This is a genomic window from Paraburkholderia sp. (genome assembly GCF_028283785.1).
Lineage (GTDB): Bacteria > Pseudomonadota > Gammaproteobacteria > Burkholderiales > Burkholderiaceae > Paraburkholderia.
Map to the genome: position 1 here is coordinate 446,866 of NZ_JAPWKB010000005.1, position 25,468 is coordinate 472,333.

Here is a 25,468-nt window from a genome sequence, read left to right on the forward strand (position 1 = left end):
GTCACTGTTCATCGTCGAGCCAACGCTCGATCGCCTCACTGTGTTGCCCCAGTAACGGCGCGGCCTCTACATCTTTCGAGACCACGCCGTGAAAGCGGACCGGCGCACGCATCTCCAGGTAATCGCCTTCTGTCGCATGAGTTTTGCGTCTGAAGAAGCCAACCGCGTGAAGGTGCGGATCGTCGAATACTGCGTCTAGCCCTTTGACTTCCGCGGCGGGAATATCGTGCTCCGCAAAAAGCGCCAGCCAGTGGCGTACCGGCCGATCGGCGACAATCCTCGTCAGTTCCGTCTGCAACCGGTCGAGCGCATTGAAGCGGTCTCTCGCGCTCGTCAGGCCCTCGCGCTTCAGGAACGTGCCGTGACCAGTGATGTCGAAGAAGCGCACCCACCGCTCGTCCGTATAGGGGGCGATCGACAGATAGCCGTCTGCGCATTTCACGGGTTGGCGCAATGGGTCCAGCTGTCGCGGATAGCCGGCGGGCTCGTTGGGCGGCACGAAGGCGCGTCCGTAAAGATGATCCTGCAGCAGGAAGTGCGTGAAGCTTTCGAACATCGGCACTTCCACTTCTTGCCCCGATCCAGTCCGCTCGCGGTGCAGCAATGCACCGAGCACCGCATAAGTGGCATGCAGGCCCGCGACCTTGTCGGCCATCGCCATCGGCAGGAAACGCGGCACGGGATTGCCGTCGGCCCGCGGCAACAGGCTGGCCGCACCCGAGGCGGCCTGGATGATATCGTCATAAGCCGGCTTTCCCGCGAGCGGGCCGCCCGCGCCGAACCCCGAGCAGTGCACGTAGACGAGATCGGAGCGAATCGCCTTGACCGACTCATAGCTCAGGCCCAGGCGCTCGATCGCATCGGCGCGCAGGTTGTGAATGAAGACATCGCATCGTTTCAGCAGACGACGCAGCGCCGCTTTTCCGCGCGGTTGCTTCAGATCCCACACCACGGAGCGCTTGCCGCGATTCAACGTCATGTGAGCAGGTCCCATCCCGCGCGTCGCCACGGGACGTCCCACCCGACGGATCTCATCGCCCGAAGACGGTTCGATCTTGATCACGTCGGCGCCCATTTCGGCGAGCGTCGCCGTGCAATACGGGCCGAAGATTACCGAGGTCATGTCGAGTATGCGGATACCGTCGAGTATCGGAGGAGCCTTCGTCATGGTATTTGCCGTGTGCCTTTTCGCGCGCCGTGTTGCGCGCGCTATGGTCCGTGATCAAGTCGTCACGGTCGCGTTGACCAGCGATTTGAGGTCGAACGTCATGTCGGTCGCCTCGGCTCGCGACGGGCTGATGCGCCGTTGCAGCATGCGCCGGGCGACCATGTGATCGGTCGGCCGGTTGAACGATTCGACCGCCGTGAGCCGGTCGTCGCGATAGCGGAAGATCGAGAACGCTCCGCTTGTGGGATCGCCCCGCAACACGCTCGCGTCGAGCCTGCGTGCAACACCCGCAATCTGCAAGCGCATGCCGCCCTGATCGCTCCAGAACACGGGCACCTGGTCATAACGTCGGCCGTCGGTCGTACCCATGATCCGACGCGCGACATAGCACGCCTGATCGACGGCGTTTTGAACCGACTCGAGTCGCAACCGGTCGCCATCGTCGAACGCATACGGAAACGCCGCACAGTCTCCGATCGCGGAAATCGCGGGGTCAGACGTGCGCAGTTGATCGTCTACGATAAAACCGTTGAAGATCTCGAGACCGCACGCCGAACCGAGTTCACTATTCGGCACGACACCGATTGCAACCAGCACGAGATCGGCCTGAATCACGCGTCCGTCAGCGAGCTTGACCGCGCTGACACTACCGTCTTGCGCACAGAACGCATCGACGCGCGCATCGAACGAAACCGTCAGACCGGCTGCGCGATGATGCCGCAGACACGCCTGCGACATGTCCACCGATATCGCGCGCTGCATCACCCGATCGACCGACTCGACGACGTGAACATCGCAACCCTGCGCAATTGCGACGCTCGCCACCTCGAGCCCGAGAAAGCCAGCGCCGATCACCACGACGCGCCGCGCATCACGCAACCTCGACGTTAGCGCCGCAGCGTCGGCGACCGTGCGCAATGAGATCACGCCTCGCATGGGTTCGCTCAGCGCCGGTAACGACCGGTTACGGGCTCCCGTTGCGAGAATCAGGTGATCGTAATCGAGGGTCTGCCCTGTCGACAGCCTCACCCTTTTTTGGCGAGGCTCGATCGTATCGACATGCGCATCGGGCAAGCGCTCGATCCGTTGTTCGGCGAACCATGCGGCAGTTTCCAGATGAAGATCTTCGTCGGCCACGTCGCCGGACAGATACGACTTGGACAACGGCGGTCTCTGGTACGGCAGACACGGTTCATTACCGAGCAGATCGATCGTGCCGCCATAGCCCTCGGCACGCAACGCGCTCGCTGCCTGCACACCGGCCTGGCCCGCACCGACGATCACAACGGCACGCGGAATCGTGTTCACGGCTGTGTCCCCTGCGGATCCACATCGTCCGCGATCTTCTCGACCTTGATTGCTTTCGCCGGACACTTGCGCGACGCGCCCAACACTTTCTCGTAGAGCGACTCGTCCGGGTACGCCTGAAGCAATTTAACGACGCCGTCTTCGTCGCGCTGGTCGAACACTTCGCTCGACGACAACACACACAATCCCGCGCCTACGCACACATCCTGATCCACGGAGACCCGCAGTTTGAAGCCGTTATTCGACATGTCTATCTCCTCCGCCCGGACGTACCGGGTCGTTTGATATTCACCAGACCACGGGTAAGGTTTCCAGCCCCTGCACGAAGTGATCGCCCTTCCCCTTGATCTCATCTTGGGGAACCGCAAACCGCAGTGTCGGAATCCGCTGGAACAATGTCGCGAACACCACCTGCAGTTCGACGCGTGCGAGCGGCTGACCGAGGCATTGATGAATGCCGTAACTGAACGCCACGTGATGATCGGCCTTGCGCGTGATGTCGAATTTCTCCGGCTGCTCAAACGCGTTTGCATCGTGATTGGCGCCCGAAATCAGTGCGACCACGCCTTCGCCCTTGCGAATCATCTGACCTGCGACCTCCACATCTTCCAGCGCGACGCGGAATGCGTTGTAGTGGACGATGGTATGGAACCGCAGCATTTCTTCGACGGCGCCACGCAGCAACGAAGGATCGTTGCGCAGCAGTTCGAGCTGATCCCGATTGGTCAGAAAGCTATGCACACCGAGTGCCATCTGATTGGCGGTCGTTTCGTGACCCGCCATCAGCAGCAGTTCGGCCATGATCACGAGTTCACGATGTGTCAGGTGGCCCGGTCTCACCTGCTCTACGATCAACCGGCTCAGGAGGTCTTCTCGACCGTCCGCAACTTTCGCACGCTCGGTGATCAGCGTGTCGAGATAGCCGAGGATCCGATCCGACGCCGCCTTCGGAATGGCAGGATCGACATCGAGCAGTACCTTCAGGCGGCTTTGTTCCTGGAAAAAGCCGTGATCTTCGCCGGGTACGTCGAGCAGTCCTGCGATGACCTCGGACGTCAACGGAAGGAAAAGGTCTTCCACCAGATTTGCGGGCGGCCCCTTTTCGAGCAGTTCATCAAGCAGACGGTCGAAGATCGATTCGATACGCGGGCGCATCGCGCTGACGCGTTTGATCATGAACTCCTTGGTCAGCATGCGCCGGAAACGGCCATGCTCAGGCGGGTCCATGCGGATAAATGCCGGCTCCAGATCGAGCACCGCGTCTCTGGCGGCTGACAGGCTCGGAAAGCCCGTTACATGTGGGTCGCCGCTAAAGCGGTTGTCACCCAGTACGGCCCGCACGTCGTCGTAACGGGTGAAGAGCCACGCGTCCTTGCCGTCCCACATCTGTACCTTGCCCGGACCCGGCTGCTGCTGGAAATCCCGGTACTCTTGCGGCGGAAGAAACGGACATTGTCGCGGCATCGGAAATGCCGGCTTGCTGAAAGGACATCCAGACATCGTTCCTCCAGTCACATTGATCAGTGAGAGCGTCTTTTCGGGAGGAAAGTCACAGTCCGCCGTTGACATCGAGTGTCGCGCCCGTGACATAGCGCGCGTCGTCGCTAACGAGAAATCCGACCGCGGAAGCGATCTCTTCCGGCTCGGCCGCGCGTTGCAGACCCGAACTGGCGATCAGCCGGTCACGGACTTCCTTCGGCACCTTCTCGCCCATCGCCGTGTTGATGGTGCCGGGCGAAACGGCGGCGACACGGATACCATGCGGACCCAACGGCTTCGCGAGGCTCTTGGTCAGGTTCACGATCGCAGCTTTCGAGCCGCCGTAGTCCGTCACGCCGCTGCCAAGCGTCGCGACAATAGATGCGAGATTGACGATTACGCCACCGCCGCCGGCCTTGATCAGACGCTTCGCGACCTCCTGGCTCAGGAAGAACGGCGCGCGCGTATTCACGCCATACGTAAAGTCGTAATCCGACGGAGCGATGTCGAAGAAGGTCTTGCCATGCCAGACGCCTGCGTTATTCACGAGCACGCGGATCGTGCCGTACTCGGAATCGATCGATTCGACCGACGTTCGGATCTGCTCGTAATCGGTCACATCGCACTTGTGATACGCGTACTCGCCTTTACCCGACTCAGCAATGTCCATCCCGACGACGGTATAGCCTCGTGCCGTCAGATCCTTGCAAATCGCCTGTCCGGTCAGTCCATTGGAACCCGTGACTACTGCAACCTTGTTCGTCATATGTCACCTCATCTCACGATATAGTTTTGGAACGATCTTTGCGTCAGTGCTTTGCCCGTGCGTTCTGCAAAGCCTCAGACTCAAGATTCGACTCAAACCGGGATCGGGTCCAATACTGTTTTGCGAGATCGTGAGACCAATTTCTTATCGTTTGAAGCGGTTCGGCAAGTTGACGAGTCACCGTTTGATCACGTGCCCGGATTGCTCGCGATCCCAGCAATCCACGGTCACGCCTTCGTTGCGAAGGCGATATTTTTCGACGCGCTCGCTCGGCGTTTTGGGCAAGCCGGCACGGAAGGCGATATAGCGTGGTATCGCAAAGTAAGCGAGCCGCGGCTCGCACCAGTCGATCAGGTCGATTTCCGTCACGACGTGTCCACCCTTGAGCACGACCACCGCCTTCACATCGTCTTCGCCCAGTTCGGACGGCACGCCCACCACGCACGATTCGATGACCGCAGGGTGCGCATTGATTACCGCCTCGACCTCGAACGACGAGATGTTCTCGCCACGCCGCCTGAGTGCCTGCTTCTTACGATCCACGAAGAAAAAATAGCCGTCCTCGTCCTGCGTCGCCAGATCGCCGGTATGGATCCACAGATTGCGGAACAACTCCAGCGTGGCGTCTGCGTTCCTGTAGTAGCCGGTCGTGCCTAGATGGGGGCGTTGTGGCCGTACGACGAGTTCGCCCACCTGCCCCCGCGAGACTGGATTGTCGCGATCGTCGACCAGCTGTACGTCGTAGCCGGTGCCCGCCTTGCCGCATGAGCCCGGCTTGCGCGCATCGAATGGATTGACCAGAGAACTGCTGCACTCGGTCATGCCGTACAGTTCCAGCAGGCGCGTGTTGAAACGCTTTTCGAATTCATGCCACAGGTGCTTTGGCGCAGCGGCGCCGACCATCAGCCGCAACGGGTTGTCGCCGTCTTCTATCGACGCCGGCTGCTTCATCAGGATCGACACCATGCCCCCGATATACTTCGCCGACGTACATTCCCAACGCCGGCAGTCGTCGAGCATGCGGCTTGCGGAGAACCGCTCGACCAGTACCGCTTTCGCACCGGTCAGAATCGCAGGACCGGTCGTGCCATGAGCGCTCGTATGAAAAAAAGGCAGACCGGTGTACAACACATCGTCTTCCGTATAGCGCGCATAGCGCACGGCCTCGGACCATATCTCGTACCAGTAGTGATGACTCATCATCACGCCTTTAGATACGCCGGTGGTTCCTGACGTGTATGAAATCGTCGCGAGACTTCTGAAGTCGACTTCGATATCCGGCGTCGATTCCGGGCGCGCCAGCAGATCGTCGAAACGCAGGTTCTCAATACCAGGCCACGCATCGAGCCGCGTGGCCTGGTCGACGGCGACGACGATCGAATGCCGGAGCTTGGGCAACTGATCGGCGACTGCGGCGAGTGCCGCGAAGAAGCCGTCCTCGGCAACCAGTGCGATGCAGTCCGCCTGATCGATCTGATACGCGAGACCGCTTCCCTTGAGTGCAGTGTTGATCGGCACGCAGACTGCCCCGATCCGGTTCAGCGCAAACCATGCGAGCAGAAACTCCGCACGATTCGATAGCATCAGTGCGACCTTGTCTTCCGCACGGATGTCCAGCGCGATGAATCCGTTTGCGACACGGTTCACCAACAAGTTCAACTGCTCGTATGTCAATGTCCGGTCGCGAAACTGGAGCACTTCGCGATAAGGTTGACGTCGCGCCTTGTCCTCGATGATCCGGCCAATCACGCGGTCCGTCTGCGCATACTCCTGCATTGTCCAGCTTGCCCACTTGCGTTCGGCGCGCTCGAACTTATCGTCCCATTGGCCCATACGTCTCATTCCTTTGATGGTTCTCGCGTCGATCGTGACGGTCGCGCAATAGTCCTTCCTGCATGGCCGTGCTGACGAGGAATCCGTCCTGATAGAGCGCCCCGCGTCCGAGACCGCGATTGCCGGTGGCGCACGGTCCAGCCAGATCGTAATAAAACCAGCGATCCGGACTGACAGGCGCATGAAACCACATGGCATGGTCGAGGCTCGCCGCCTGCATGGTTTTGTCGAGCGAGCCGCGGCCGCGCGGGCGCATGGCGGTATTCATCAGATCGAGATCGCACACGTAAGCAAGTAGCGCCTGACACAGCAGCGGATCGTCGCCGCATGGCGCTCTCAGGCGACACCAGATGCCGTTGACAGGCGGCAATGGCCCAGGGTCGAGCCATGCGCGCCAGCGTTCGCTACGCCGCTCGAAAAGCCGCATGATCATCGGCACGTGCGACCGGCAATTTTCCAGCAGATGAAGCTGGTCCGCGTAGAACGCGTCTTCCGGTTGCATCTGGTCCGGTGGTGCGACATCGGGTATAGCGTCGAAGCGCTGATACTCGCCCTCGGGTGCCTGAAACGACGCGGCACCGCTGAAGATCGGCAGATCGTCCTGCGTGGCCGTCACCAGCCGCGTGCTGAAGTTCCGACCTTCGCGAAGTGGCCGCACCTCGAACGAGATCGGCTTCGTCACGTCGCCGGGCTGCAGAAAGTATCCCTGCATCGAATGCAACCGATGCGGCTCGCGCACCGTTTGCCCCATCGCCATGATCGACTGGGCCAGCATCTGCCCGCCATAGATGCGCCGCGCGCCGTCGAGCGGCGAGCAGCCGGAAAAGCGCATGCCGCTCTCCCGTCTGACCCGCAACAGATCGATCAACCCGCTTACCGTCAGCGTCATGGATAGCCGCTCAAGCCGGAATGGCGACGACGAGGCCATCGAGTTCAGGCGTGATCTCGATCTGGCAACTCAGACGACTGTTATTGCGCATCGAGCTCGATGCGGCAAGCATGTCCTTCTCCATGTCGCACGCTTCACCGACGATGTCCATCCATGCCTGATCCACATGAACTTCGCAGGTCGCGCAACTGCATGCGCCGCCACATTCGGCGGCAAGACCTTCGACCATATTGTCGACCGCGCCCTGCATCACCGAGCTGCCCAGCGGCACATCGGCTTCGACAACCTCACCATTCGACTGCACGTATTTGATAACTGGCATTACACACCTCTCTTAAACCTGCATCGTTTAATTTTCGACCTTGGCCACTTCGGTCAGCGACTTGAGCGGCACCGCTTCGTCGGCGAGTTGCGTCGCACTGACCACGATCTGTCCGGCAATCAGTTTCTTGCTGAACATGAACTCCTGCGGACGATTGACGCAGTCCGCCGCAATCAGACGACCATCTTTCAGATAAAACGCGCAGAAGCTCCGATCACTGCGGAGATCGCCCCGCACGACCACTTCGTCATAGCCTTGATTCAGTCCGGCGATCTGCAGTTTGATGTCGTATTGATCCGACCAGAACCACGGCAACGCGGCATAGGGCTTTTCCTTTCCGCACAGAGCGGCCGCCGCACTTTTTGCCTGTTCTGTTGCGTTGGGAACGGATTCCAGCCGGATATAGCCGTAATAAGGCGACGGGTGCATCGTGCAATCGCCGGCGGCGACAATGTCCGGGTCGGCCGTTCGGGCGCACGCGTCGACGAGAATGCCGTTATCCGTGGCGAGATTTGCATGCGCGGCGAGTTCGACGTTTGGCATCACACCCACGCCGATAATCACGAGATCCGCATCGAAGCTACTGCCGTCCGCACACACGACTTTTTCGACGCGCGAGGTCCCTTCGAAACCGCGCACCGCAATTCCTGTGCGCACGTCCACGCCCTCTTCCCGATGCACCCGTTCGAAGAATGTGGATACTTGCGGTGCCGTCACGCGCGCCAATACACGAGGCGCCATTTCGAGGACCGTCGTGTGCATACCGAGCTTCGTCAACACCGCGGCGGTTTCCAGACCGATATAGCCACCGCCGACGATCACGGCTCGACCACCGGTCCGGACATCGCCCCTGATGCGATCGATATCGGCGATATTGCGCAGATAGTGAACGCCCGGCAACGTCGAACCTGGTAACGTCACGGTCCGCACGCGTGTGCCGGTACACAGCGCAAGCTTGTCGTACGCCAGTTTCTCGCCGCTGCGCAGCGTGATCGTCCGGTCGCCCCGATCGATCGATTCGACCCGTTCGCCGAGACGAAACTCGATATTGAAGCGCGTGTACACGTCGGCGGCACGGATCAGCAGATCGTCTGCCTGTTTGTCGCCGAGAAGATAGGCTTTCGACAACGGCGGCCTGTGATACGGCAAACGCGGCTCGTCGCCTATCACGACAATGCGTCCCTCCCAGCCTTCCTGCCGAAGGCTCGGCGCGAGTTGCGCTGCCGCGTGGCTCGCGCCGACGATGATGCAGGTCCGTTCCATCGTACTTGTCTCCTTGCCCGCTCTTATGGTGCTGCGTTCGATATCCTCAACCGTCGATCGACGGCCATCCGCTCGTACTCCGCCCCAGTACTTCGTCGTTGTGCTGTCCGAGTAACGGCGGTGCGCCGCGAATGTGCGTCGGCGTACCGGAGAATTGCAACGGATTGTTGATCACCTTGAACTCACCGCCTTTAGGATGCTGCACGGTCTTTAGCAAGGTATCGACCACATGCGGGTCGCTGAACACTTCTGGCCAGGTGCGGACCGCGCCGTAGATAGCACCAGCCGCCGACAGCACGCGTTCCCATTCCACGAGATTGCGAGTCGCGAAAATCTCCGCGAGCCGGGCGTCCACGGCGGCACGATTTTCGAGGCGCGCGGCTTTGGTCGCGAAACGCGGGTCGGTCTTCAGTTCGCCGGCTTCCATCGCGTCGCAGAGCACATGCCAGAACTTGTCGTTGATCGTGATGATCATGATGTCGCGACCATCCGCAGTGGCATACGTGTTGTTCGGCACGATGTCCCAGTGCTGGTTGCCCATCCGCCCGGGCGTCTTGCCAGTGAGGTCGAAATAGACATCGCGTGGCACCTGGCTGAAGATGCTCGCGTCGAGCATCGAGAGATCGACGCGCTGGCCTTCTCCCGTTCGCTCCCGGGCCTGCAATGCGGTCAGAATCCCGATATTGGCGAGCAAAGCGGTAATGAGGTCGGAGAAAGGAAAGCCCGTTTTCAGCGGCCCCGACTCTTCGGTACCGGTCACCTGCATGACGCCGGACACCGCCTGGATCACCATGTCGAGCGCAGGCCGGTTCCTGTCCGGCCCGTTGCGACCGAATCCCGAGATCGAGCAATAGACCAGGCGGGGGTTCAGTTCGCGCAGCGCGTCGTATCCGAGCCCCGCCTTGTCAGTCAGACCCGGCCGGAAATTTTCAACCAGGACATCCGCTTCCACGGCCAGTGCACGCGCCGCGGCACGCCCTTCCTCGCTCTTCAGATCGAGTACGATTCCGCGCTTGTTGCGATTGACGCCCAGAAAAAACGCACCGTCGCCATTGAGCATGGTTTCGCCCGAGCGCCGGAACGGATCGCCTTCCGGCTGCTCGATCTTGATGACGTCGGCGCCTGAGTCGCCGAGCATCATGGTAGCGAACGGTCCCGTCATCATCTGCGTGAAATCGAGAACCTTCAGGCCTTTGAGCGCGGTATTCATGCCTTTTCCTTTGCGACGTAAAACTCCTCGCGCTCGTGGTTCGATGCGCGCACACCCTTGTCACGACGTTGCTTCATGAAGTTGTATTCGTCGGCCTCGTAACGGACATTCGTGGCGAGCGCGTGCAGCACGTGGCCATATGAAAACTGTGCGTCGATGCCCAGCGCATTCATCGCGAGACTGGTCGCGGCTTTGCCCATGACGATGCCGTCGCGCGGCAAACGCACGATCCGTTCAGCCCATTCCTCGCCGGCGTCGGTCAGCGATGCGACCGGCACGACCTTGTTGACGAGTCCATTCGCAAGACAGGTCTGTGCATCCCACACGTCCGCCATCAGCAACAGTTCGCGGGCTTTGCGCGGACCGAGCGCCATCATTTCCCATGCCGCGAAATAGGCGGCGCCCGACAGCCCGAGTTTTTGCTCCGGGTGGCCCATCTTCGCGGTGTCGGCGGCAATCACGAGGTCGGATGCTTCCGCGAGGTAAAGGCCGCCGCCGAGGCAATAGCCCTTGACCAGCGAAAGGGTCGGCTTCAGGAACTTGAAGATGCGCTCGAAGCGCTCGATATACCGCTTGTCATGCAGCAGCCGTGCACGCTGGCTCGGCTTGCGCGGGCGGCCCTTGTCGTCGTAAGTCGTCGCGCCGTATTCGGTTCCGACTTCGGCCAGATCGTGGCCCGTCGTGAAATCGTCGCCGCCGCCCTGCAGCACGACGACACGGACGTCGTCATCGGCTTCGGCACGGTCGTAGCCCGTCATCAGCTGATCGAGCATTGCACTGGTCATGGCGTTCTTCTTCTCCGGGCGATTGATCGTGATGTAAGCCCGTCCATCTTTTGCGACATAGTCGATGCTGCCAGTCATGCTGTTCTCCTCCGCGCCCGATCCGCATCGGACGCTGTTGTCAGTTGTTCAGGTTGATCGCGACGGCCTTGACCTCGGTGTACATCCTGATCGCGTCGTAGCCGCGCTCGCGTCCCCAACCCGACTGCTTGTAGCCACCGTACGGAAGCGTCGCGTCCGGTGACGACAGCGCGTTGACGTTGACGATTCCAGCCTGCATCCGGCGCGCCATCTTGTGCGCACGGCCGATGTCCCGGGTCCAGATGCTCGCGGCAAGTCCGTATGTGGTCGCATTCGCGGTTGCGGCGATACCGTCGAGGTCGTCGTCGCTGAAAGACATGGCGCAGAGCACGGGGCCGAAAATCTCTTCGTCATGCACACACATGCCAGGCTTCACGCCCGTCAGCACGGTCGGCTGCACGAAGAAGCCGTGTTCGCCGCTCGATCCGCCACCTGCGAACAAGGTCGCGCCCTCCTGTTGCCCGCGGTCGATATACCCGGCGACACGGTCCAACTGACGTCGGGAGATCACTGGGCCCATCTGCGTGCCGGCATCCATGCCGTGACCCATCTTCATCGCATTCGCACGCTTGGCAATGCCATCGAGCACTTCGTCGAACGCCCGCTCGTGCACGTAGAGACGCGAGCCGGCGGCGCAAATCTGCCCAGCGTGAAAGAAAATCGACGAACAGACGCCCGCCGCTGCGGCATCGAGATTCGCATCGGGAAAAACGATGACGGGTGACTTTCCGCCCAATTCGAGCGACACCCGTTTCAGATTGCCGCTCGCTGCCTGCACGATGCGCCGGCCAGTCTCACCGGAGCCGGTGAACGCGACCTTGTCGATACCCGGATGCGCGGCAATCGCTGCGCCGACGGGATTGCCGAAGCCGGTGACAATATTCAGCACGCCCGCAGGAATTCCCGCTTCGAGCGCGAGTTCGCCAAGACGCAATGCGGTGAGCGGGGTCTGCTCCGACGGTTTCATCACGATCGTGCAACCAGTGGCCAACGCCGGCGCGATCTTCCACATCGCCATATTCAGCGGGAAATTCCACGGAATGATCTGTCCGACGACACCGACCGGCTCGCGCAACGTGTATGCATGCCAGTCGCCCGGCAATGACACGTTCGGCGTTTCGCCGCCCATTTTGGTGGTCCAGCCCGCCATGTAGCGCAGCATCTCCGCGATGCCCACGACATCGCCATTGCGGCAAAACGGCAACGGCTTGCCGCTGTTGATGCATTCGAGTTCCGCGAGTTCGTCCGCGTTGTCTTCGATCAACGTAGCGAAACGCAGCATCATCCGGGTGCGCTCCGCCGGCGAGACCTTGCTCCACGGTCCCTCGAATGCGCGGCGCGCGGCCACGACCGCACGATCGACATCGGATGCCGATGCTTCGGCGGCGGTGGTGATGACTGCGCCGGTGCCAGGATCGACGATCTCGGTGCGGCGGCCGGAATCGGACTCTTCCATCCGGCCGCCGATCAGCAATTGATGCGTACGCAACAGGAAACCGCGCGCCGCGTCGCCGAGTCCGGGATGTAACGTCGAAGTCATATCAGTATCCTTCCTGTGTCATGGATTTGATGACGCGGTTCATTTGCCGAGCAACTGTCTGGCGATGATCACGCGATGAATTTCGTTCGTGCCTTCGAGAATCTGATTGAGCTTTGCGTCGCGCATGAACCGCTCGACCGGATACTCGGTCGAGTAGCCATAGGAGCCATGTACCTGCACCGCTTCGAGTGCGACTTCCATCGCGACGTCGGTGACGTAGCACTTCACGATCGACGAAAGCATCGTCAGGCGGCTGTTGTCACCCGCGTCGATTTCCTGGGTGCTCGAGTAGAGCAACGTACGCGCCGCCTCGATCTTGATCGCCATGTCGGCGAGCTTGAACTGGATCGCCTGAAAGTCGCCGATCCGTTTGCCAAACTGACGGCGATCCTTTGCGTAGTTGATCGACTCTTCCATGGCCGCCTGCGCGAGTCCGAGCGACGAAGCCGCGACGGAGGGCCGGTTCAGATCGAGAATCTTCATGCACGCCTTGAAGCCGTTACCTTCTTCGCCGAGCAGACAATCGGCGTCGATGCGCATGTCTTCGAAAAACACCTGATACGTGGGCGAACCGTGGCGGCCCATCTTCACTTCCTTGCGGCCGATCTTCAACCCCGGTGTTTTCGTGTCGACCAGAAACACGCTGATGCCATCGTGACCGCGCCCTTCCGCCGTGCGAGCGAACAACAGCATGTAGTTCGCCTGAGCGGCCCACGTGATCCAGCTCTTCTGACCGTTGACGACATACGAATCGCCGTCGCGTCTCGCCGTGGTGCGAATCGCCGACACGTCGGAACCAGCTTCCGGTTCGGTTATCGCCACCGCTGAGATCGTGCGGCCTTTAGCGGCCTCCGGCAGATAACGCTGCTTTTGCGCCTCGCTGCCGAAATGCAGTAACGGCAATATCAGCCCGATAGAATTGTTCGCACACAATGTCGATGCGGCGAGCGACACCTTACCGATCTCTTCCTTTGCGATGCACACCGATGTCAGATCTCCGCCCGGGCCGCCGTATGCGTCAGGCACCCACATCTGCAGTAGTCCGAGATCGCCGAATACCTCGACCAGTTCTTCAGGAAAGCCCTTGGTCTCTTCCATTTCCGCGACGAGGGGCCGAACCTTTTCCTCTGCGACTCTGCGCACCATATCGCGCAGCATCTCCTGCTCTTCGCTGAATTTCACTTCCGTCTCCTTGCATCGCGTGTTTTCAAACGTCTCTAAACAGTTCGTCAGCTAATTCAGCCGGACGTCGGTTCGCGAAATCCAAGCGCTGTCATCACCGGTTCGTCGCTGACGCGAATCAGTTGTGAGCTGTCGTCGAGACCTTCGATCCCGAAGGTGTGCCAGCATGGAATCGCGATGACATCGCCACGGACGAGATCGACCACGCCGAGTTGTTCGACAGTCACGCGCACGCTGCCGCGCGTCACCGCGTAGAGGTTGTTGTCGATCCGCTTGCCATGCGACTGCGTCTGTCCACGTTCGATGCCGATCGCTTGCAGTCCGATCGTCTTGAGTCCGCCCGGGGCGATATCCACGGTGCCCGTCTTGCGCGTGTCGCGGTCGAGATCGACGCCTTTATGCCGCAATGGCGAATCCGGCTCGTGAGCGACCACGGGCTCATCGCGTCGCGGATGGTCCTCGAAGAACATGCATTCAAGGTTTTGCACGAGCGGCACATCGAGGAAGTCGATCCAGAAAGCGGGCTCGTCCCCGAAATTGCTGTGCCCGTGCCAATGCCACGACGGCGTCAACACCACGTCTCCCGGTGCGACGTCGACCTTCACGCCGTTCACGATCGTGAACGTATCCGTGCCTGCGTCGAGAATCAGCCTCAATGCATTCGGCGAGTGGCGGTGCGAGCGTGCCGTCTCGCCGGGAAGCACCAGTTGATACGCTGCGACCAGGTTGCGGCAGGTCGGATAGATGTTGTCGGCGATCGGATTTACCATGATCAGGTTCCGGCGCTCGGCGAGTTCCGGCGAAACGAACGCACAGGCGTCGTCGAGCGCGGCGCGTGCATCGGCGTAGCGCCAGACTGCGGGAACGAACCTGGAGCGCGGCGCCGGCCACATCTGCGGCACTTTCTTCGCCCAACCCGGCGACAGTGCGCGGGCCTGGAGCGAGTCGAAAAAGCCTTCCGGGGCCACCGGATTAGGTGTAACGGTTTCAGACATCACAGTCCTCTACTAATGTGTCGTCGTGAGTCGGCCGCCTGCGAGACGGCATGACCTGGCGAGAGCAGCGTCTAGCGGGGTCAAACGGCAAGGCCCACTTTCTCGTTGTCCCACACGGCGTGATCGCCAACCGTCCCTCGCCTGACCGGCAAGCGCATCGATCCCACGCCGTCGATCTCGATCTCGATGACATCGCCGTCTTCGACCGGCCCGACACCCGCCGGCGTGCCGCTCGCGATGATGTCGCCGGGTTCGAGGGTCATCACCGCAGAGGACATCGCGATCATGTCGGGGATATTCACGATCAGATTGCGCGTGGATGCCGATTGCCGTTCCTCGCCGTTGACCCGAAGACGCATTTCGATGTTGTCGAAATCCGCGATCTCATCGGCTGTGGTGATCCACGGACCGGTTGGGCAAAAGGTGTCGTACGATTTGCGCATCACGCGCTCTTCCTTGCCGCGCACCACCATATCGAGCAGGCAGGTGAAGCCGAAAACGTACGAACGGCTATCGGCGTGCGACACGCCCCTGCCGCGCTTGCCGATGATGATGCCGAGCTCGCACTCGTGATGAATCTCGCGACCTGCCAGCGGCGGCAACACGATTGCGTCGGCGGGACCACTCAGGCTCGAATTCGCCTTGAGGAAAAATCCCTGTCCGCTTGCCTTGAACGATGAAATCACGCCCGTTCCGACGCCTTTCATTTCATCGATGTGCGCGTGGTAGTTCGCCGGAAACGCGATCACCTTGTTGGGCCATTGAACCGGCGCCTCGAGGCGCACCTCGCTCAATGCGAGGCCTGTTCCCGATCGAACGGCATCCAGCAACGCGGGGCGCAACGTTTCCCATTGCGCGATGGCACGCACCATGCCGACCGGCGGCCATGTGCCGGGCACCACGCCGGCGACGTCACTGACATCGAATACATGACCTTCGTGCACCACACCGATGCGGCCGTTATCGAAAGATACGAGTCTCATCGCACGGCCACCTCTTCGACGTCACGCGTGGTTACACCGAGCGGTTGCACGCCTCGCGCGATGTCGATCAGTGCATCCGCGTCGTCCGGTGCGCTGTTCGCACGCCAGGTGACGTGCCCGTCCGGACGCACGAGTACCAGCGCACACTCATACAACGCGCGAGCCTGCGCGTTGTCGACATCCACGACGCGAAGCGGTACGCGGGCCTGTCTAGCCGCCGCCGTCAGCGCATCGACCGGAATCGACCGATCGAAGCGCATCAATACGAACTCGCGTCCCAGCAGATCCAGCGTCGATTGATCCGGTGCCAGCCAGACATGCGGTGCGCGATGTCCGGGCCGCGCCGTCTGTACGTAGGTGCTGACGGTGTCTTCCGGTTCGGGCGTGCCGTCTGGCACGACGATCGACGAGCCTTCGTAGCGAAAGCCGAGATGAATGCCGATCGTGTACCACTCGCGCTTCATCATCTGCGTGTACGCATCGCCGAACACCTTTCGCGCCTGGTCGCCCTGCGGTCCCGTTTCGAACACAGCCGGCGTCAGCGTCTGGCGTGGGGTCAGCATCAGCTTCAGGTTGCTGGTCGCCTCGTTGACGTTGCGAATCGCGACCGGACGTCGTTCGAATTCATAGGTGTCGAGCAGATGCGCACCGCCCCAACCCTCGACCATTGCCTGCAATTTCCAGCCGAGATCGACCGCGTCCTGCACGCCCATGTTCATCCCGAAGCCGCCGGTCGGTGACGTGAGGTGAGCCGCGTCGCCGGCGATCTTGACCCGCTGTGTACCGTAGTTGTCGGCCACCAGCTGGCGGCGAATCCACGGCATCACGGAGATGATGCGGAACTCGACATCGTCGCGTCCAACTGCACGCCGGAACGCTGCCGCGACATCGTCTTCCGTCAGCGTTCGCATGGTGCCGTCACCGACGATCGAAAAGCGCCACCAGTTGGCCCCGTTGATCGCCACGACGGTGCTCCAGGTGCCTTCAGGCCCAATGAAGATATAGCGATAGCCGGGCTTTTTGTCGTGCAGCTTCTCGAGACCTTCGCACTCGATGATCGCGTTCGTCGTGTACGTGAGCGCCGGCGTGCCCGTCATCTTGATACCGAGCGCTTCCTTCACGCGGCTTGCGCCGCCGTCGCAACCCACCACGTACTGGCATTCGATCGTGCTTTCTTCGCCCGTGACGAGGTCGCGTACCGTGACGGTGACGCCATCGCTGCGCTCCGTGTGCGACACGTACTCGGTGCTATACCGGATCTGCACATTGCCCGTCTTCGCGGCGAAACGCGTGAGCACGGGATCGAAAAAGTTTTGTGGGCAACGCTCGCGCTTTTGCGGACTTTGCTCCGGCTTCGGCTCGTCACGTACCGTCGGGAACGACTCGCGCCCAAATTCGTAACCGCCATGCAGTTGGGACACCCATGCATAGTCCTGTGAGTAGTCGCGGTTATAGCCGGCGTTTTCGACGTCGTCGACGATGCCCCAGCGGCGGCAGAACTCCATCGTGCGAATACCGACCATGTCCATCTTCGGCTGGAAAACCTGCCCGTCACCGCGTTCGATCAATACACACTGCACGCCCCGCCAACCGAGATCGCCGGCCAGCGCCAATCCAACCGGCCCCGCTCCCACGATCACCACAGGGGTGCGCCCCATCTCGCTGTTTTGCGCCATAGTCGAAAGCTCCATCATCGTTTTGCGTGTTGGCTTGACTGTGCGTCGCGCCTGTCAAAGTGAACTCAAGGTCCTGCAATGTGAAATCAATGTAACCGGCGGATGTTTAGTTAGGCCAATACTGTTTCCGAAGGGATTAAGAGGATTTCCCTATGACCTGATGCAAGGTTCTTCGTCTGGGTAGATCGGAAAATCGTATTGGTGCGAGCGGTTCGCGCGTGACTATCCTGTGGACCAGCCTCGACTCGTCGCAAGCCGTGGCCCGACAAGGAAAAATCCAAGGAGACGCGAATATGCATACGAATCATGAAAGGCCCTGGTACCGCTGGTACGTGCTGTTTATCCTGACCGTGATCTATGCGTTCAGTTACGTCGACCGTCAGATCGTCACGATCCTTGCGCCTTATCTAAAGCGGGACATGGGCATCTCCGATGCACAACTGGGCCTGTTGTACGGCACGTCGTTCGCACTGTTTTATTGCGTATTCGGCATTCCGCTCGCGCGTCTCGCGGACGGCTGGAGCCGGGTCCGTACGCTGGCGCTGGGACTGTCGTTCTGGTCGCTGATGACGGCAATGTCGGGCCTGTCGCGGAATTTCGCGGAGCTCGGCACGGCGCGTATCGGGGTGGGCGTCGGCGAAGCCAGCGCGACACCCGCCGCCGTGTCGCTGCTCGGCGACTATTTCGAGCGGGCAAAGCGCGGTACGGTGCTGGCGCTGTATTCGGTGGGCGTCTACGTCGGCGCGGGAGCGTCGCTTGCGATTGGCGGATCGATTGTCGCCGCCTGGGAGCACGCGTACGGTAAGGGCGGCCAGGCTGCGCCGCTCGGCTTGTCGGGGTGGCAGGCTTCGTTTATCTGCGTGGGCGTACCCGGTCTGATCTTCGCGTTGATTGTCCTCTTGACGATTCGCGAGCCCGCGCGGGGCCGTCTCGATGCGGTCGCACCCAGGAAAGACCCTCACCCGTTTGCGCACGCTATCCGCGACCTGGGCGCGATGGTTCCACCGTGGAGCTGGCTGACCCTGCGTTCACTCGGCGCACCGCGTCGTGAGTACCTGCGCAATGCCGTCTATCTTCTGATCGCGGTCTGCGTCGTCGTATTCGCCACATCGGCAACCAATCACATGCTTTCCGCCAGTCGTAACGCACGAATCGGAACGCTGTTCGGCATGCCTGTGACAAGCAATCTGATTCAGTGGCTCGCGATTGCTATTGCGGTCTATGTCTGTTCGAACTGGTACCAGGCGACGCGACTCGGCGATGCTACCGCTCATCGCCTGATCACCGGATCGAAGACTTTTTTTGCGCTGACGGTCTCGGGGGCTTTTCTTGCCTTCGCGATGAACGCGGTGAACGGATTCGTGTTCGTCTATGCAAGCCGTGAACTGGGGCTGACCGCCCAGGCGGGCTTGCATCTCGGCATCATCGCGATCATTGCGGGCGGGATTGGAATTAGCGTCAGCGGCTACCTGTCTGATCGCGCGCGCCGCAGACATCCGCTTGGACGGCTTTACTTCGTCTGTTTCACGGCAACCATGTTCACTGCCGCCAGCGTGATTCAGTATCTGACGCGCGATATCACTATTTTCTATTGCGCCTACGCGGTCGCGACCTTCTTCGTGCCGATGTGGTTTGGCCCACTGCAAGCCACCACTCAGGATCTGGTGATTCCGCGACTGCGCGGTACGGCATTCGCAGCATTTTCGCTAGGAGCGAACATTTTCGGACTGGGTCTGGGACCGTATAGCGTTGGCTTGATCAGTGATGCGACCGGCGATCTACGTCTGGCAATCCTGTGTGCACTGGCTGTTTTGCCGGTGTCGGTCGGCTCGCTCGTGTTGGCCAGTCGAACGCTAACCGCCAGCGAAGCAATCGCGCGCACAGAGCTCGAGCGGTTCAATGCTCAGGCCAGTGAAGATGAAATCGAGCTGTCGTTGGGTCGACAGTTGACGCACTAAGTCCGACTGGAAGATCAGTGGTCTATTTTGGCAGCGCGGAGGAACTCCGTAGGTTCCCCCGCCATTATCAGCGACGTAGCAAACTCTCAGTTACGCCGCTACTTGAATCGCTTGGCTACCAGGTCGACAAGCGACTGTTTCGGCTAGGTTGCGAGAAACCACTGAACGCGTCGTGTTCCACGTGATGTCCATTGTTATAAGTTTCCACGAAGGGCTGATTCGTCCGCATCATTTAGCACGGGGCAACTCAAGCAGTACAGCAAGCAGCGACTGTCGATGAGCCAAGTCTGAGTCGTGTTATGCGGGTCAATCCCAAGGTTTTGCCAGAGATGCCCAAACAACATTGAATCGATCGTCCCGTCTGTATTTTCCGATGTTGCTCAAGAAAACAGAGACAGTTATCCGAGCCCTCTCGTATCCAAGCGGTGGTAATCGACAGGTCGTTCCAGAATCCCGCGCTCACACCACTGCGACCTTAAGCAAATCTGCACACACCGGGTTGCACCAATAAACTTCGACACAAACCGCACTATCCAAATGACTATCGCTATCTTAATTTCTCTGTTTTTTCGGAAAATTCGTTGTCCAGCAAATATGCCGCGAAAGGCTGCTTCTTCATTATTCCGGCGACGAGGTGCGACCCGCAAGCCTTTCCCGATCCCGATGAACTCGCCGCGTTGTGGGCATGAGAGACGGGGCAGCTTGTCCAATGAGCGGTGTCATACTGGTCGTTCGCACGCGGTCAGCGACGGGGAATGGGCGCTAGTTCGTACGGTCGCGGAGTGCCTCGAATGTCGAATGATCGGGCCGCACTGGCAGCACAACGACAGAGGTTCTGTCCTCGATTTTTCCTACGCTACGCTACCGGCCTGCGCGCAAGCGACCTGATCGGTATTGCCCCGATAGCGGAAGCACTTATCAAGACGCTCGCTGGTAAGGCGCGTACTGGACGGCTGGATGAAATGAAAGCGCTAGCGCTATTGCGCCAGATCGTGTCGCTCTGAGCGAGTCGTCAATTCAAGGGACGTGTGCAGCGAGCAGGTGACCTGCGGAGGGAAACTCGTTCTACGCGCGCCAAGTGATTGGCCTCCCCTCAGACAACGAGCAGAGCTTTTGTGCCGCGCCGCCATCGCTTGACAGATATTCAGCCTGAACGTTTGCTTGCCGCCCAGTTCATCGGCCGCTGTGCGTTCCCCTGAGTAAGCAGTATCAGACAAAATTCAGCCAGTTTCAGTCATTGGCCGAAGCGCGCTCGCGGACATTCGAACGACCCGAGACATGCATATGTGGGGCCGCTCGATATCGGTCTTGGCGGGCAATCAATAATCAGTTGATCCCGTCAGCCACCGGGTTTTTTTCATCCGGAAGCGGGACCTCGAGGCTAGAAAACTTCGGATAGGAACCGAACCAACGCAGTCCTCGAGCTTCCCCCTTGCGGTAACTCGAGTACTTCGCCGCTGGCAAGGGCGCAACTGAAACGTCGAGCCAGTCGCAGCATATTCCATGTTATTTTCGCTTCCGCATAGCGCATGGTCCGAATGGCCGTCCCGAGAACCGACATCGGAAGGCCACTCGATGACCTCGCATCCCAAGAGGACAGATGCGTTTTCAGGGGCTGGCGGTAGTACTCGGCAAGAAGCGATGGCCAGAACTAAATCGTGCGCCGGACCATTCATCCGGTCGACGCGCAGCACTTTCAGCTACGGGCCACGGCGACAGGCGAGCGGAAACGCGCAGCCGGCGACGAGTTGGGGGTTCGCTGGAAACCGAAATGCCTTCGATGCTCTCAGCAAAGGAACGCGACGAACTCAATCACATCGTCGACACGCTCGTTGCAGGGTTTCATCAATCCGCCTGCGGCGATGACGCGAAACCGTCGGTCTGATATAAAACCATCTGAACACCGAGGCGCCCTTCGTTGAGCGTCTCCACTATTGTCATCACTGACGCACTTAAACACAAAATCCGCCGTCGATCGTTTCCCCGATCTCGGCGGATCCATGCCAACGCCAACGGCAAGGCTCCTCCCGCGTGGACGGGACCGACGAAGTTCAGAACTTCGTCGGCGCCGCCTCTTTAGAACTTGTGTCGAATGCCGACCCGGACTAACGATTGGCGATTGGTGGACGAAGCAGAAGTAACATAGTCCATCTGCGCATGAGTCCCGCTACTGCCGGTCAGACACGCGGCCATTGCATAGACGTCAGTGCGCTTCGACAGAAAGTAGTCGACCATCAGGTTGGCCTGCTGGTAGCGGGGCTTGTTCCCGCTCGCGTGTTCGCGTACGTCGCTGAGCGTATAGCCTCCACCCACCTGCAACGCGGCCGAGATGTTATATCCGAGCCATGCTTCATAGTTGTTGAAGTCGACATTGGCACTGTCGAGTCCCGAGTGAAACACGGTTCGGGTGGCGTTCAGGCCGAATTTAAATGCACCGATCACGTAACTCGCACCCAGACCATAAATATCCTCGCTCGTGGCGCTTGGCAGATAGTGCGTATACAGCGTGTTCTTCGACAACGAATCGAACACAGCCGCGTAGGGGCTATTGATGTGTGTATAAGCAGCCGCTGCATACAGCGGGCCACTTTTGTAGTTTGCGCCCACACTGATCACACCGTTCTTGCCGAATGAGCCGGCCTGTCCGCCGAACGAATACATCGCGCCCAAGTGAAGTCCGCCGAAATCCGGACTCTGGTATTTGGCGGAGTTGTTCACGCGAAAGGTACCGTTCAGATTATCGACGTCGCCAGCGTGCGCAAAATAAATGCCCCACTGCCCCTGCGCGCTGAGCGGCGACATGTAGTCGGTCATGAACTCGTATTGCCGCCCGAGCGTAAACGTACCGAAGCGTGAATCAATGCCAACATACGCGTTGCGACCGAACAGACGGCTATTCTGGCCGAGATTTCCGGTCGACGGATCGAAGCCGTTTTCCAGCACGAAGATCGCACGTAGGCTATCGCCCAGATCTTCCGCGCCGCGCAAACCCCAGCGTGATCCTTGGGTCACGCCACTTTGCATCTGCAGGTTGTGCCCTCCGCCCTGATTGGTCGTATAAGTGAGACCCTCTTCAACGATCCCGTACAGCGTAACGCTGCTCTGTCCAAATGCATGGGTCGTCGCGGTTGCGCCGGAAACAGCCATGATGGCTGCGGCGAACGTCTTTCTTTTTTTCATCCGTTTTCCTGATTATGGTCTGCTCGCGTGAGCGTAACGACTGGCAATGTCGTGGTGGCTTACCTGTCTGCTGGCACAGTCAGGGCGTAAAGCAGAGTCAATCTAGAAGGACCGGCGCGGAAAGAATAATGAAAAAAACCGCTTCTGTTAGTCAGAACGGTAATATCTGCGGCGGTCCACGCATCGGCATTGGCGCCACGATCACGAATACTGGAGATGAACGATCATGAACAAAGATGTACGCATCCGGACTGAGCGTGTTCCCGAGATTTCGCATGTTTCGCTGTCACGCAAGCTGAAATTGCAGCAACTGATCCTCATTGCAAAAGTCATTGACAGCGGCTCACTGCTGCGTGCCGCGAAAGAACTGGGCATGACGCAACCGGCGATCTCCAAGGCGGTGCAGGAACTCGAAGCTTTCTTCAGCGCGCCTCTTTTCGAGCGCACCAACCGGGGGGTAGTGCCGACCGAACTGGGCCGACTGCTGGGCCGTCGTGCGAAATCGATGTCTACTGAACTGCGCTACCTGACCGATGAGATCAACGCACTGCAAGGCGGCACCGCGGGCCATCTGATCGTCGGCACCTTGATCGTTGCGTCCGCCCGGTTGCTGCCAGTGGCGATCCGGCTACTCAAGGATCAAGCACCAGGCATGCTTGTCACGGTGCGCGAAGGCTCGACCACGCAGCTTTTCCCCGCGCTGTCGACCGGTGACCTCGACATAGTGGTCGGTCGTTTACCCGAGCGGGAATTGCCGCTTGCCAATGCGTTTCCGTTACATCACGAAGTGCTCTTCCAGGAATCAATCTGTCTGGTGGTCGGCGCGCGCCACGCGCTCGCGTTACCCAGACGGCCTCGCCTGGCCGACCTGGTCGATCTGCCGTGGATCCTGCCATTGGCCGACTCGCCGACCCGCCTGCGCGCCGAGCGTCTGTTTGAGGATGCCGGTCTGTCACTACCCGTAGACCGTGTCGAATCCCTGTCGATGCTCACCAACATCGGTCTTTTGCTAGAGCGTGCGTGCGTTGCACTGATGCCGCGCGTAGCCGCGCAACAGTTCGTCGACGCGGGTTTGCTCGCGATCGTACCGGTCAGCGAAGCCGCCGATTTCGGCGCCGTGGGTTTTTCCGTCCGTGCCGACAAGAAAGCCAGCCCCGCGTGTGCGCGCTTCATCGCATGCCTGCGCGAAAGCGCAGCGCTGATCGACGACTGACGGCGCGTCGGCCGCGCAACGCAGCGCCGGCCCTGCTATAGAGAAACGGAATATCGGCGGCCTGAATCGTTATTATTTTTTATGGAAACGGCCTCCTAGACTCATCGCATCCGTCCTACGCAGGAACTCATGCAGATGACTTATCCGTTTTCACTTCCTTCTTCGCCAAGCGCCGATGCGCCGCCTTTGCTGCGCAACTACATCGGCGGAGAATTTGTCGCGAGCGACGCGCACTTCGAGAATCGCAGCCCGGTGACCGGCGATCTGCTGGCACTCGTCAGTGAGGCCGGCACGACCGAGGTCAACCAGGCCGTAGCGGCAGCGCGCGCCGCGCTCACGGGTCCGTGGGGCCAGTTCGATGTTCAGCAGCGTGCCGCACTGCTCGTCAAGATTGCCGATGGCATCGAGCGACGCTTCGAAGAGTTCGTTGCGGCCGAAGTCGCCGATACCGGGCGACCGATACATCAAGCGCGCACGCTCGATATCGCTCGCGGAGTCGCCAATTTTCGTACCTTTGCGCAGCTCATCTCTACTGCATCCAGCGAGATCTTCGAAAGCCGCGCTGCTGACGGCTCGGATCAGTTCAGTTATGTGGTGCGCAAGCCGCTCGGGGTGGTGGGGATCATCTCACCGTGGAATTTGCCAATGCTACTGCTGACCTGGAAAGTCGCACCCGCGTTGGCAATGGGCAATTGCGTCGTCGTCAAACCTTCCGAAGAGACGCCGTCATCCGCGACGCTACTCGCCGAAGTGATGCACGAAGCGGGAGTGCCGAGGGGCGTATTCAATCTCGTACACGGTTTCGGTCCAGGCTCCGCGGGAGAAGCGCTGACTCGCCATAAAGACGTCGCCGCAATTACCTTTACCGGCGAATCGCGTACGGGTAGCGCCATCATGAAGGCGGTGGCCGACGACGTAAAAGAGATCTCTTTCGAACTCGGTGGCAAGAACGCAGCAGTGGTATTCGCCGACGCCGATTTCGAAGCCGCCGTCGAAGGCGTCCGTCGATCGAGCTTCACGAACGCGGGACAAGTCTGTCTGTGCTCGGAACGCGTGTATGTGGAACGGCCTATCTTCGAGCGCTTCGTCGCGGCGTTGAAGCAGAAGACCGAGGCAATGAAAATCGGCTTCCCGGATGACGCAAACGTAGACATGGGACCCGTGATCTCGCGCGGACATCGCGACAAGGTGCTGTCTTACTACCGGCTCGCGGTTGACGAAGGCGCAACCGTGGTGACGGGCGGCGGCACACCTCAATTCGGCGATGAACGGGACGGCGGCGCCTACGTCGAGCCGACCATTCTGACTGGCCTCCCCGATAGCGCACGCTGCGTGACAGAAGAAATCTTCGGACCCGTATGCCACATCGCACCATTCGACGCGGAAGACGAAGTGGTACGCCGCGTCAACGACAGCGCTTACGGGCTCGCTGCATGTGTGTGGACCACAAGTCTCGCGCGGGCGCACCGCGTGTCGCGCCAGATGCATACCGGCCTTGTATGGGTCAACACGTGGTTCAGCCGCGATCTGCGCACCCCCTTCGGCGGCACGAAGCTGTCGGGGCTGGGCCGCGAAGGCGGCCGCCATTCGCTCGACTTCTACTCCGAACTGTCGACAATCTGCATCAAACTGTGAGAGCT

Annotated in this window: 20 protein-coding genes; 3 read left to right on the plus strand and 17 right to left on the minus strand. The window is 60.2% G+C overall.

Annotated features, from left to right (window positions below; all coding sequences use genetic code 11):
* Position 1 precedes the first annotated feature (1 nt).
* The 16 genes from PW947_RS06050 to PW947_RS06125 all read right to left on the minus strand — a co-directional run bounded on the left by PW947_RS06050 (position 2) and on the right by PW947_RS06125 (position 17,477).
* On the minus strand, positions 2-1,168 hold the full coding sequence (locus PW947_RS06050; protein ID WP_299630159.1) for a CoA transferase: 1,167 nt from the start codon (positions 1,166-1,168) through the stop codon (positions 2-4).
* Positions 1,169-1,222: 54 nt separating this feature from the next.
* On the minus strand, positions 1,223-2,476 hold the full coding sequence (locus PW947_RS06055; protein ID WP_299630160.1) for an FAD-dependent oxidoreductase: 1,254 nt from the start codon (positions 2,474-2,476) through the stop codon (positions 1,223-1,225).
* Positions 2,473-2,724, minus strand: a complete 252-nt coding sequence (locus PW947_RS06060) for a ferredoxin (protein ID WP_299630161.1) — start codon at positions 2,722-2,724, stop codon at positions 2,473-2,475. Before PW947_RS06060 ends, PW947_RS06055 begins: the two co-directional genes overlap by 4 nt.
* Positions 2,725-2,764: 40 nt before the next feature.
* Positions 2,765-4,045: a cytochrome P450 gene (locus PW947_RS06065; protein WP_299630162.1), complete on the minus strand. Its 1,281-nt coding sequence runs from the start codon at positions 4,043-4,045 to the stop codon at positions 2,765-2,767.
* On the minus strand, positions 4,026-4,721 hold the full coding sequence (locus PW947_RS06070) for an SDR family oxidoreductase (RefSeq protein ID WP_299630163.1): 696 nt from the start codon (positions 4,719-4,721) through the stop codon (positions 4,026-4,028). The genes PW947_RS06065 and PW947_RS06070 overlap by 20 nt, the downstream gene beginning before the upstream one ends.
* Before the next feature lie 177 nt (positions 4,722-4,898).
* Positions 4,899-6,554: an AMP-binding protein gene (locus tag PW947_RS06075; RefSeq protein ID WP_299630164.1), complete on the minus strand. Its 1,656-nt coding sequence runs from the start codon at positions 6,552-6,554 to the stop codon at positions 4,899-4,901.
* A complete protein-coding gene (locus PW947_RS06080) occupies positions 6,535-7,443 on the minus strand; it encodes an acyl-CoA thioesterase domain-containing protein (protein ID WP_299630165.1) in 909 nt (302 codons plus the stop codon). The genes PW947_RS06075 and PW947_RS06080 overlap by 20 nt, the downstream gene beginning before the upstream one ends.
* A gap of 10 nt (positions 7,444-7,453) precedes the next feature.
* On the minus strand, positions 7,454-7,765 hold the full coding sequence (locus tag PW947_RS06085; RefSeq protein WP_299630166.1) for a 2Fe-2S iron-sulfur cluster-binding protein: 312 nt from the start codon (positions 7,763-7,765) through the stop codon (positions 7,454-7,456).
* A 27-nt stretch (positions 7,766-7,792) separates the two neighbouring features.
* Positions 7,793-9,028 carry an FAD-dependent oxidoreductase gene (locus tag PW947_RS06090; protein WP_299630167.1) on the minus strand — a complete coding sequence of 412 codons (1,236 nt, stop codon included), beginning with the start codon at positions 9,026-9,028 and terminating at the stop codon, positions 7,793-7,795.
* Positions 9,029-9,074: 46 nt separating this feature from the next.
* A complete protein-coding gene (locus PW947_RS06095) occupies positions 9,075-10,238 on the minus strand; it encodes a CoA transferase (protein WP_299630168.1) in 1,164 nt (387 codons plus the stop codon).
* A complete protein-coding gene (locus PW947_RS06100) occupies positions 10,235-11,101 on the minus strand; it encodes an enoyl-CoA hydratase-related protein (RefSeq protein ID WP_299630170.1) in 867 nt (288 codons plus the stop codon). The genes PW947_RS06095 and PW947_RS06100 overlap by 4 nt, the downstream gene beginning before the upstream one ends.
* A gap of 40 nt (positions 11,102-11,141) precedes the next feature.
* Positions 11,142-12,641 carry an aldehyde dehydrogenase family protein gene (locus tag PW947_RS06105; protein ID WP_299630171.1) on the minus strand — a complete coding sequence of 500 codons (1,500 nt, stop codon included), beginning with the start codon at positions 12,639-12,641 and terminating at the stop codon, positions 11,142-11,144.
* A gap of 39 nt (positions 12,642-12,680) precedes the next feature.
* A complete protein-coding gene (locus PW947_RS06110) occupies positions 12,681-13,823 on the minus strand; it encodes an acyl-CoA dehydrogenase family protein (protein ID WP_299630172.1) in 1,143 nt (380 codons plus the stop codon).
* 56 nt (positions 13,824-13,879) lie between these two features.
* Positions 13,880-14,818, minus strand: a complete 939-nt coding sequence (locus PW947_RS06115; RefSeq protein WP_299630173.1) for a cupin domain-containing protein — start codon at positions 14,816-14,818, stop codon at positions 13,880-13,882.
* A gap of 80 nt (positions 14,819-14,898) precedes the next feature.
* Positions 14,899-15,801: a fumarylacetoacetate hydrolase family protein gene (locus PW947_RS06120; protein ID WP_299630174.1), complete on the minus strand. Its 903-nt coding sequence runs from the start codon at positions 15,799-15,801 to the stop codon at positions 14,899-14,901.
* Positions 15,798-17,477 (minus strand): FAD-dependent oxidoreductase, encoded by a 1,680-nt coding sequence (locus PW947_RS06125; protein WP_299630175.1) that lies wholly within the window; start codon positions 17,475-17,477, stop codon positions 15,798-15,800. Before PW947_RS06125 ends, PW947_RS06120 begins: the two co-directional genes overlap by 4 nt.
* Before the next feature lie 293 nt (positions 17,478-17,770).
* Between PW947_RS06125 and PW947_RS06130 the strand changes: the two genes are divergently transcribed.
* A complete protein-coding gene (locus PW947_RS06130) occupies positions 17,771-19,435 on the plus strand; it encodes an MFS transporter (protein ID WP_299630177.1) in 1,665 nt (554 codons plus the stop codon).
* Between the two features lie 2,076 nt (positions 19,436-21,511).
* Here PW947_RS06130 and PW947_RS06135 read toward each other — a convergent pair.
* Entirely contained in the window at positions 21,512-22,615 is a 1,104-nt protein-coding gene (locus tag PW947_RS06135) for a porin (RefSeq protein WP_299630178.1), read from the minus strand.
* A 226-nt stretch (positions 22,616-22,841) separates the two neighbouring features.
* Between PW947_RS06135 and PW947_RS06140 the strand changes: the two genes are divergently transcribed.
* Together PW947_RS06140 and PW947_RS06145 are read left to right on the plus strand one after the other, a co-directional pair.
* Positions 22,842-23,828 carry a LysR substrate-binding domain-containing protein gene (locus PW947_RS06140; RefSeq protein ID WP_299630179.1) on the plus strand — a complete coding sequence of 329 codons (987 nt, stop codon included), beginning with the start codon at positions 22,842-22,844 and terminating at the stop codon, positions 23,826-23,828.
* Between the two features lie 135 nt (positions 23,829-23,963).
* A complete protein-coding gene (locus tag PW947_RS06145) occupies positions 23,964-25,463 on the plus strand; it encodes a 2-hydroxymuconic semialdehyde dehydrogenase (RefSeq protein ID WP_299630601.1) in 1,500 nt (499 codons plus the stop codon).
* The last annotated feature ends 5 nt before the right edge of the window (positions 25,464-25,468 follow it).

Bases quoted from the DNA above. Each gene is read 5' to 3' on its own strand.
- PW947_RS06050 (WP_299630159.1), bottom strand. From the start codon at position 1,168: ATGACGAAGGCTCCTCCGATACTCGACGGTATCCGCATACTCGACATG.
- PW947_RS06060 (WP_299630161.1), bottom strand. From the start codon at position 2,724: ATGTCGAATAACGGCTTCAAACTGCGGGTCTCCGTGGATCAGGATGTG.
- PW947_RS06065 (WP_299630162.1), bottom strand. From the start codon at position 4,045: ATGTCAACGGCGGACTGTGACTTTCCTCCCGAAAAGACGCTCTCACTG.
- PW947_RS06070 (WP_299630163.1), bottom strand. From the start codon at position 4,721: ATGACGAACAAGGTTGCAGTAGTCACGGGTTCCAATGGACTGACCGGA.
- PW947_RS06075 (WP_299630164.1), bottom strand. From the start codon at position 6,554: ATGGGCCAATGGGACGATAAGTTCGAGCGCGCCGAACGCAAGTGGGCA.
- PW947_RS06080 (WP_299630165.1), bottom strand. From the start codon at position 7,443: ATGACGCTGACGGTAAGCGGGTTGATCGATCTGTTGCGGGTCAGACGG.
- PW947_RS06085 (WP_299630166.1), bottom strand. From the start codon at position 7,765: ATGCCAGTTATCAAATACGTGCAGTCGAATGGTGAGGTTGTCGAAGCC.
- PW947_RS06090 (WP_299630167.1), bottom strand. From the start codon at position 9,028: ATGGAACGGACCTGCATCATCGTCGGCGCGAGCCACGCGGCAGCGCAA.
- PW947_RS06095 (WP_299630168.1), bottom strand. From the start codon at position 10,238: ATGAATACCGCGCTCAAAGGCCTGAAGGTTCTCGATTTCACGCAGATG.
- PW947_RS06100 (WP_299630170.1), bottom strand. From the start codon at position 11,101: ATGACTGGCAGCATCGACTATGTCGCAAAAGATGGACGGGCTTACATC.
- PW947_RS06105 (WP_299630171.1), bottom strand. From the start codon at position 12,641: ATGACTTCGACGTTACATCCCGGACTCGGCGACGCGGCGCGCGGTTTC.
- PW947_RS06115 (WP_299630173.1), bottom strand. From the start codon at position 14,818: ATGTCTGAAACCGTTACACCTAATCCGGTGGCCCCGGAAGGCTTTTTC.
- PW947_RS06120 (WP_299630174.1), bottom strand. From the start codon at position 15,801: ATGAGACTCGTATCTTTCGATAACGGCCGCATCGGTGTGGTGCACGAA.
- PW947_RS06125 (WP_299630175.1), bottom strand. From the start codon at position 17,477: ATGGCGCAAAACAGCGAGATGGGGCGCACCCCTGTGGTGATCGTGGGA.
- PW947_RS06130 (WP_299630177.1), top strand. From the start codon at position 17,771: ATGCATACGAATCATGAAAGGCCCTGGTACCGCTGGTACGTGCTGTTT.
- PW947_RS06135 (WP_299630178.1), bottom strand. From the start codon at position 22,615: ATGAAAAAAAGAAAGACGTTCGCCGCAGCCATCATGGCTGTTTCCGGC.
- PW947_RS06140 (WP_299630179.1), top strand. From the start codon at position 22,842: ATGAACAAAGATGTACGCATCCGGACTGAGCGTGTTCCCGAGATTTCG.
- PW947_RS06145 (WP_299630601.1), top strand. From the start codon at position 23,964: ATGACTTATCCGTTTTCACTTCCTTCTTCGCCAAGCGCCGATGCGCCG.